The organism is Roseospira marina (assembly GCF_014197855.1).
Classification (GTDB): domain Bacteria; phylum Pseudomonadota; class Alphaproteobacteria; order Rhodospirillales; family Rhodospirillaceae; genus Rhodospira; species Rhodospira marina.
The window spans coordinates 1-2,500 of the sequence record NZ_JACIGJ010000039.1; the positions used below are offsets into that span (position 1 = coordinate 1).

1 tRNA gene and 2 rRNA genes (1 of these 3 cut by a window edge) are annotated in these 2,500 nt (G+C 57.6%); all 3 read right to left on the reverse strand.

Annotated features, from left to right (window positions below):
* Positions 1-77: transfer RNA gene (locus GGD82_RS20530), tRNA-Met, on the reverse strand.
* 87 nt (positions 78-164) lie between these two features.
* Positions 165-279: ribosomal RNA gene (gene rrf / locus GGD82_RS20535) — 5S ribosomal RNA — on the reverse strand.
* A gap of 178 nt (positions 280-457) precedes the next feature.
* A 23S ribosomal RNA gene (locus tag GGD82_RS20540) occupies positions 458-2,500 on the reverse strand (it continues 694 nt past the right edge of the window).

Sequence of the window (2,500 nt, forward strand, 5' to 3'; positions counted from 1 at the left end):
TGGTTGCGGGGAGAGGATTTGAACCTCTGACCTTCAGGTTATGAGCCTGACGAGCTACCGGACTGCTCCACCCCGCGGCAATGTTTTTGAGGGCCCGGACGGGCAGGGGGGCGATTTTAGAGGACAGGTGTGAGGTACGTGCTGGGGTGGCATTCGCTTGGAAGACCTGGCGGTGTCCTACTCTCCCACGCCTTAAGACGCAGTACCATCGGCGCAGAGGGATTTCACGGCCGAGTTCGGGATGGGATCGGGTGTTTCGCCCTCGCCATGGCCACCAGGTCATCGAAGCGAATGCTGCCGTATGCTCGCTGTAGCGAGAATACCGAGATGTTTTTGATCCGCCTGTTGGCTGAAGATTGAGAACGCCTGATGCGGCGTGTGTATGCGGCGTGCTGTGTGTCTTATGTGCGGGGGCAGGGGAGGGGATCACCCATCCTGTCTTGCCGCCGTGCACGAGAGGATCAAGCCAATCGAGCGATTAGTACCGGTTAGCTTCACACATTGCTGCGCTTCCACACCCGGCCTATCGACGTGGTGGTCTTCCACGGCTCTGATGGGGATACCTGGTTTTGAGGGGGGCTTCCCGCTTAGATGCTTTCAGCGGTTATCCCGTCCGGACTTGGCTACCCAGCGGTGCCACTGGCGTGACAACTGGTACACCAGAGGTCCGTTCACCCCGGTCCTCTCGTACTAGGGGCAACTCCTCTCAAGTATCCTACACCCATGGCAGATAGGGACCGAACTGTCTCACGACGTTCTAAACCCAGCTCACGTACCACTTTAATCGGCGAACAGCCGAACCCTTGGGACCTGCTCCAGCCCCAGGATGTGATGAGCCGACATCGAGGTGCCAAACACTGCCGTCGATGTGGACTCTTGGGCAGTATCAGCCTGTTATCCCCGGAGTACCTTTTATCCGTTGAGCGATGGCCCTTCCATGCGGGACCACCGGATCACTATGACCGACTTTCGTCTCTGTTCGGCCTGTCGGCCTCACAGTCAGGCGGGCTTTTGCCATTGCACTCGTCAGCCGATTTCCGACCGGCCTGAGCCCACCATCGCGCGCCTCCGTTACTCTTTGGGAGGCGACCGCCCCAGTCAAACTACCCACCACGCAGGGTCCCGGACCCGGATAACGGGCCGCGGTTAGACATCAGGAACAAGAAAGGTGGTATTTCAAGGATGGCTCCACACCAGCTGGCGCCGATGCTTCAAAGCCTCCCACCTATCCTACATATCCCATCCCTAATGCCACTGCGAAGTTGTAGTAAAGGTTCACGGGGTCTTTCCGTCTGACCACGGGAACTCCGCATCTTCACGGAGAATTCAATTTCGCTGAGTTGGTGTTGGAGACAGCGGGGAAGTCGTTACGCCATTCGTGCAGGTCGGAACTTACCCGACAAGGAATTTCGCTACCTTAGGACCGTTATAGTTACGGCCGCCGTTTACCGGGGCTTCGATTCAAGGCTCTCACCTCTCCTCTTAACCTTCCGGCACCGGGCAGGCGTCAGACCCTATACGTCGTCTTGCGACTTCGCAGAGCCCTGTGTTTTTAGTAAACAGTCGCCACCCCCTGGTCTGTGCCCCCCCGCACCGGTTGCCCGATACGAGGGCCCCCTTCTCCCGAAGTTACGGGGGCAATTTGCCGAGTTCCTTCAACACCATTCTCTCAAACGCCTTGGTATGCTCTACCAGTCCACCTGTGTCGGTTTCGGGTACGGTCCATATGCGAGGGTTATTTCCTGGCTCCCTTTCGCTGCCCTCACCAATCCAGTCAGGGAAGACAACTTACAGGGAACGTCACCTCTCGCGGGCCCAGGACTATTAACCTGGTTCCCATCGCCTACGGCTGTCGCCCTCGGCTTAGGGGCCGGCTCACCCCGCGCGGATTGGCCTTGCGCGGGAACCCTTGGACTTTCGGCGGGAGAGGTTCTCACTCTCCTTGTCGCTACTCATGTCAGCATTCTCACTTCCGATACCTCCAGCAAACCTCACGGTTCACCTTCACAGGCCTACGGAACGCTCCGCTACCGCTCTTTCGAGCCCGCAGCTTCGGTGCATGGCTTGAGCCCCGGTACATCTTCGGCGCAGGATAGCTATTAGACCAGTGAGCTGTTACGCTTTCTTTAAAGGATGGCTGCTTCTAAGCCAACCTCCTGGTTGTTTTGGCCGTCCCACATCCTTTCCCACTTAGCCATGACTTGGGGACCTTAGCTGGCGGTCTGGGCTGTTTCCCTCTCGACCTAGGACCTTAGCACCCTAAGTCTGTCCGCCGTGATTGTACTCTTCGGTATTCGGAGTTTGGTTAGGTTTGGTAAGCCTCGCGGCCCCCTAGCCCATCCAGTGCTCTACCCCCGAAGGTAAGACACGACGCTCTACCTAAATAGATTTCGCGGAGAACCAGCAATTTCCGAGTTTGATTGGCCTTTCACCCCTAGCCACAGGTCATCCCCGTCTTTTTCAACAGACGTGGGTTCGGTCCTCCAGTGGGTGTTACTCC